A 6,440-nucleotide genomic window follows, 5' to 3' on the forward strand; every position below is an offset into this window, starting at 1 on the left:
TTTTCAACCCTTTCGATTGCGATACAACAAATACAAAAAGAACGGGGCACCAATTCCAGAAACGAGTACACCCACAGGAACATCAAGTGGTAAAAATGCCGTCCTTCCAACTACATCAGCGACAAACACCATCGTTCCACCAATGATCGCTGCCGTAGGAACGAGTAATGCAAATGATCGACCGATGATAAAACGAGCAATGTGCGGTGCCATTAACCCAACGAAACTAATTCCACCAGCAAAAGCAACAGCGACACCTGCTAAGATGACACTTACCGTTATCATCCCTAATCGTTGCCACTGAATGCGTGCACCTAGACTTTTCGCCACATCTTCTCCCAGTTGTTGCACATGCACAGCTCTTGCACAAAGAAGGGCCAGAATCATTGCGCAACCAATCCACGGAACCATTTGTTGAACTGCAGTCCAAGACGATCCATACACACTTCCAGTCATCCAAACATAAGCCTGACTACTGCTATTAATCGGACTAAAAATGATCATGAGTGTTGTTAAAGCACTCATCGCTGCATTGATTCCAATTCCAATTAACACTAATCGTAGGGGCGATATGCCTTCTTTCCATGCAAGAGCGTAAATGAGTACTGAAACGATTGCTGAACCGAGCATCGCAGCTAGCGGTAACAGGCTCATCGGTAATACTCCACTAAACGTTGTAATAAAGAAAACTGCGGCAACAGCCCCACCGCCTGTAATCCCGATAATGTCTGGGGAGGCCAGTGGATTACGAACCATTTCTTGTAGAATCAATCCCGATACACCTAGCGCAGCTCCTGCGAGTAATGCCACTAACATTCTTGGTAACCGCAAACTCTCAATGATAAAGGTACTTGCACCTACATCTACACCGATAAAGTATTGCATAATCGCTAATGGAGACACCCACGTACTACCAAGAGACAAACCTACAATCATGAGCACGATCATCACGAGAAATAAACACAACGTAAGAACGATTGGACATAACGGTAATTGAAGTGAAAATGCACCGGACTGGGGACGTAGTGTGAACACTTTTTTCATGATTGTTTAAACCCTTTTCTAGCAATGTAAATGAAAAACGGTGTACCGATTAAAGCCGTTACAACACCGATTGGAATTTCTCTAGGTTGTATCGCAATTCGTCCAACAACATCTGCATTCAACATCAGTATTGCACCGATGAACACACAGTATAGAATTAACCACATATGTTGATGACCGACGAAGAAACGAGCAATGTGAGGAACGATTAATCCAACAAATCCAATCATTCCACCAACTGCTACCGCTCCACCCGCTAACATGACGGCAACGAGTATAATCATCATCTTTAAGGCAAGAACACGTTGCCCAAGACCTTTTGCAATTTCATCTCCTGTATGCAACAGATTCATTGGTTTAGCAATTAAAAGTGCAAGAATTAAGGCTACACAAACGATTGGAATGACAGGCATCAAGACTTCAATAGGACGGTTGGCAACTGTCCCTGCCATCCACAACAACACGCGATCAAGATTCGCTTCATTTGTAACGAGCATTCCTTGAGTAAAGGAAACGAACAACGCATTGATTGCCGTTCCAGCTAACACGACACGAACTGGAGAAAACCCTTTGTCGCCAACTGTACCGAGGACATAGACGAGCACCGCAGCAAGCAAAGCTCCTGCAAATGCAAACCAGAACAATGACGTTAAAGCCTGTATTGAAAAGAAAGAAATTGCAACAACGACAAAAAACAGTGCCCCCGCGTTAATACCAAAAACCCCAGGGGACGCTAATGGGTTCCGCGTTAACGCCTGTAGCATGGCACCTGAGACCGCAAGGCTTAAACCGATCAAAATCGCTGAAGCCGCACGTGATACTCGATGATACAAAATCACGTGATCTGCATTGGTCGCATCATACTCCCTCAGTGCATCAAACATCACATGCCAAGCAACGTGTTGTTGGCCTACTTGAATGCTCATGTAGAGGGATAGAATAAACAGTAGAATTAAGAGAATGAGGCCAATAAGTTTTGACCTCGTCGTTAGTAGTCGCTCACGCATCGTTTATTCCTTTTCGATACCGTACATATCGTACAAATCGTCTAGCATATGATTCGCTGCGATATACCCAGCGCCCATGCTCCACGTCACTTCATCGACCATCTCTACTTGATCATTCTCAACAGCATCTAACTCTTCCCAAAGCGGGTGTTCTGTCCAAAGATCCCAAGACTCATCCAATTCGTCGCCGTCTTGATTGCTTTGAAGGTAAATAAAGAACTGATCGCTATTAAGTTCAGGAATACTCTCTGTATTCGTTAACTCAATAAAGGCCTCGCCAGCATCATAAGCTTCTTGTTGATTTTCAGGCATCGTAAACCCTGCATCTTCAAGAACACTTCCAGGGAACCCTCCGACAAACAGTCTCAATGAATCTGATCGGAAGTTAATGACTGAACGCGTCATCGATTCTTCTTCAACTTGTTCCATTTCCGATTTAAAATGGTCAATTCTTTCATCCCAGCGACTTAACAATGCTTCCGCTTCATCTTCAACAGCAAGCGTTTCTCCCATTACGTCTAACGTCATCTTAAAATCATTAAGTTCATCAACAACAACCGTTGGTGCAATGCCAGACAGTTGCTCATAGATTTCTTCGTGACGTGACTGCGTTGCAATGATAACGTCTGGTTCAAGTGCTGCGATTTCTTCTAGATTCGGTTGAATTTCGTCACCTACAACCGTACTTTCACCTAAATCTTCTCGTAAGTATTCATATACCGGTGGTTCTAACCATGACTCCACAATCCCTACCGGTTCATAACCAAGAGCTGCTGCAGTATCGTTCGCTCCTTGGAATAACGTGACAACCTTCTCAGGAGGTTCTTCGAATTCAGCGACCCCTAAGCTATGTTCCACTGTATATGATTCTGTGTTCTCTTCTGTATCTTGACCCGCATCACTTGTCGTCGGTTCGTCACTGCCTCCACAACCGATCAATACAAGTAATGATGCAAACGGAATTAATCGTATTATCTTCATGGCACCCTCCATTTGTTGATAATGATTCTCATTACTGATTATATGACTATTTTGACTTGATCAACATAGACCATACTGACATAACCATGAACATTTCAGACTTTATGTCACGAAAAACTCGGATAGCTTATTTAATAGAAGGTTATGTGAATACGCATTGTAGCTCGTATATAAATGTTTCGTGTCATATAACCCATACAGTTGCTTGTTCTTTACCGCTTTTAATGATTGCCAGCGTTCATCTTGGCTTAACTGTTGCAAGTGCTTAACAATCGTCATTTGGCTTGGCAATCGCTTGTGACTTCGATATACAGTCAAAATAATTCGATCCGCATTGATTTCCATAAGCTCTTCTAATGTAACCTCTTTAATGTGAGCAATCTTTCGAATGCGTTCAGGTGCTTCCATCTGTAAATCATCGTACATGACCGCACCCATATTCCGCATCCCATAAAGGCAACAACCTACTTCTCCAATTCCTACAACGATCACCGTCTCTTTGCCAACGTACTTCTTGATTGAATCTCTTATACTGCTCGCTTTATGTTCATAGTGTTCCAACCATTGCTGTGCGCGCTGATCGCAATCAACAACTGAGGCGATTTGTGTGAAGTGTTCACGCCACGTTCCTTCGTATGCAAGGTTTACAACTGGCGCAATCTGGTTAATTAACTCAGACTTTGTTTTTACTGCATCACTCATCGGGGCTTTCTGAATGACAACATCAGGTTGAATCGTGACTAACTTATCCACATCGACACTTTCTTGCCCGATTTCGACAACACCCGCTTCCTTTAAAGAAAGGGGATACGAGTGATTCATAATCGCTGAATGAGGCAAATGATTTAACGCATACAAATGACCGGTCACAAGATGATGGAGGGAAGCCACTTTTAGTGAGAGAATTGAACGCTTCATGTAGCTTTGTGGTGAACGTCCAATCTGTCGTTTGAACTGCCGACTAAAATAAAACTCATCCTTAAAGCCAACATCAAAAGCTATGTCGCGAATGGTTTTATTACGTTTAAGTAAAAGGCTTTTGGCGTGAGTGATCCGCACACGATTTAAATATGACATCGGGCTTTCTTCATAGCGCGCTTTAAATGTTCGTGAAAAGTAATCAACATTGACCCCTGCTCTTTGTGCTAAGTCAACTCGTGTTAGAGGTACATTGTAAAATTGGTCGATATACGTCTTTGTATCAGCCAAGCGTGACTGCAATGAATCTTTCTTTTGATCATTTAATTGTTGCAAGACGAGGTAAAGTAATTCATAGAACCAGCACGTTAACGTAAATGGTTGTGTTTCCGGATTTTGTGATTCAATAGAGAGTTGCTCTAGTTTGCTTGTAATTACTTCGTTGATCGGGAATTCTACATATAAATTGTCAATCGCCTCGCGAATATAAACATCCTCAAACTGATCTTTCTTGTATGCTTTACAAACTAATTGAACCAACACATCTTCATCTGCGACATATTCTCTCGTTGCGATGAGCTGCCTTTCATTCTTCTGGACAAAGTACACACTCTCACCGTCGTATGAATCGATCCTATCTTTTCTTCCTTCAATCGCTCGTACAAATTCAAACTTTCGCTCATTTACATATTGAGTGAACGTACTTTCATTCATCATCTCTCACCACCGATAATGATAATCATTATCAACATAATATCATGAACAACGATGAATGCGACATTAAATCGTCTAAAACGTTCATGAATTCATTCAAATCTCCTATTTTCACGTACAAAAAAAGACCATGAACCTTTTGGTTAATGATCTTTATTACCCTAGTTATGGCAATGCTATAACTCAAAACGGACTCGATTGTTTAGGCAAAGAACCGATCTCGGTTTTCGTATCCATATCAATTATCGAAATTAATTGTCGATTTGAATAACCAACATACGCTCGACGAGTATACGGATTCAATCCAATTGTAACAGGGTTCGAACCTGAATCTGCTACCGGAATCTCCGCAATAATCACTGACGTATTCTCATCGATGACCGTAACATACCCATCCGCATTTACAACATATAACTCATCAAATAAAGGGTCAATTTCAACACGGTTCGGACTACCATTGACGACAATCGTGTCGACTAACGCCAACGTATTTCCGTCATACACCGTGACCGTGCCTCCTTCTGTATTCGTAACGTAAACGAGATTCGTTCGCTCATCAACAATTACATCGCTCGGGTTAACCAATCCTTCTGTAAACGGGCCGATTATTTCATTAGTTGCACCATTAACTACATTCATTTCATTAGCGAATTGCCCACCACTCACTATATAAATAAAGTTCGTTAGTGAATTTACAGCAATCGCATTTAAAGGATTAGGAAAGACTCCTTCACCGATCACAGCTTCTACTTCAAACTTTTCCCCATCCACGACAAACAATCGGCCTGTTAGTGTTGTCACATAGAGCTTATTCGTTGTGAAGTTGATTTCTACAGCTTCTGGGTTAGGCCCTGGCGTTGAGAGTGCAAATTGTGTAATTAAGCTTTCGTCCAATGCACTATACACATACATTGTTCCCGGTTCATTCGCTGCCGCAACATACACATAATTTCGGTAAGGGTCGACAGCAATAGCAAACGCAAATGAGAGATAAAAAGTTGGCAACGTCCCAATTTGTTCATTTGTGAACCCATCAAAAACCGCTGTATTTCCTGAGAATGGTTGCAGACCATACACTTTATTTAAACCGGTTGGCGCTGTTGGAGATGGCGGGATTGTCGGTTGTGTTGGAGCTGTTGGCGCAGTAGGTGGTACAACATTCGCTGGGCCATTAATAAGATTGTTGTTAACCTCGATCCTCTTGAAACAATTACCCATATAACCCCTCCTTTCTCCTGTATTTATATAGCTTATGTACAGGTACCTCTCGCCCGTGTTAGTGGGAATAACTATTTTAGTTAAGATTACAAAAAATGGGTGTCCCTATTTACAGCTTAATGCATTCAATTACGAACCTTTTTGACCTTATGTTCGTACAGTAACCTTAAAGGAGAAATCTATAGGGGGAATAGCATTGGAGCATAAAAAAGATAAGGGACACAGTACTCCATCGAACATTAACTGTGCCTGCGGACCAAAAGGGAAACACCACCTCGGACCAAACCGGAAGAAAAATTGCGGTTGCGGACCTTGTTCTATATATATAAATAATAATTTAATCAACGGTTCGACTTGGGCGACTTGTCCAACCTGCCCAACTGGACCTACGGGACCGGCGGGGGCTACGGGTGTTACTGGGCCTGCGGGTACTGGTGCTACTGGACCTGCCGGGGCTACGGGCGCTACGGGTGAGGCTGGCGCTATTGGCGCGACGGGCGCTACTGGACCACCTGGCACAGGGGCTACTGGACCCGCTGGGGCTACGGGCGCTACGGG

6 protein-coding genes are annotated in these 6,440 nt (G+C 42.8%); 1 reads left to right on the top strand and 5 read right to left on the bottom strand.

The window, feature by feature from the left end; all coding sequences use genetic code 11:
• Positions 1-3: 3 nt before the first annotated feature.
• From JOD17_RS19565 to JOD17_RS19585, 5 genes are all read right to left on the bottom strand, one after another.
• Complete coding sequence (locus JOD17_RS19565) at positions 4-1,044, bottom strand: FecCD family ABC transporter permease (RefSeq protein WP_204699656.1); 1,041 nt, start codon at positions 1,042-1,044, stop codon at positions 4-6.
• Positions 1,041-2,051 carry a FecCD family ABC transporter permease gene (locus JOD17_RS19570; protein ID WP_204699657.1) on the bottom strand — a complete coding sequence of 337 codons (1,011 nt, stop codon included), beginning with the start codon at positions 2,049-2,051 and terminating at the stop codon, positions 1,041-1,043. The genes JOD17_RS19565 and JOD17_RS19570 overlap by 4 nt, the downstream gene beginning before the upstream one ends.
• A gap of 3 nt (positions 2,052-2,054) precedes the next feature.
• Positions 2,055-3,032: an ABC transporter substrate-binding protein gene (locus JOD17_RS19575; RefSeq protein WP_204699658.1), complete on the bottom strand. Its 978-nt coding sequence runs from the start codon at positions 3,030-3,032 to the stop codon at positions 2,055-2,057.
• 102 nt (positions 3,033-3,134) lie between these two features.
• The gene (locus JOD17_RS19580) at positions 3,135-4,667 is read right to left on the bottom strand and encodes an ABC transporter substrate-binding protein (protein WP_204699659.1); all 1,533 of its coding nucleotides are present in this window, start codon (positions 4,665-4,667) and stop codon (positions 3,135-3,137) included.
• A 180-nt stretch (positions 4,668-4,847) separates the two neighbouring features.
• On the bottom strand, positions 4,848-5,882 hold the full coding sequence (locus JOD17_RS19585) for a YncE family protein (RefSeq protein WP_204699660.1): 1,035 nt from the start codon (positions 5,880-5,882) through the stop codon (positions 4,848-4,850).
• A gap of 196 nt (positions 5,883-6,078) precedes the next feature.
• Between JOD17_RS19585 and JOD17_RS19590 the strand changes: the two genes are divergently transcribed.
• On the top strand, positions 6,079-6,440 hold a 362-nt coding region (locus JOD17_RS19590; RefSeq protein WP_204699661.1), incomplete at its 3' end, for a hypothetical protein.

Origin of the sequence: Geomicrobium sediminis (genome assembly GCF_016908595.1) — a bacterium.
GTDB classification, from domain to species: Bacteria; Bacillota; Bacilli; order Bacillales; family Marinococcaceae; genus Geomicrobium_A; species Geomicrobium_A sediminis.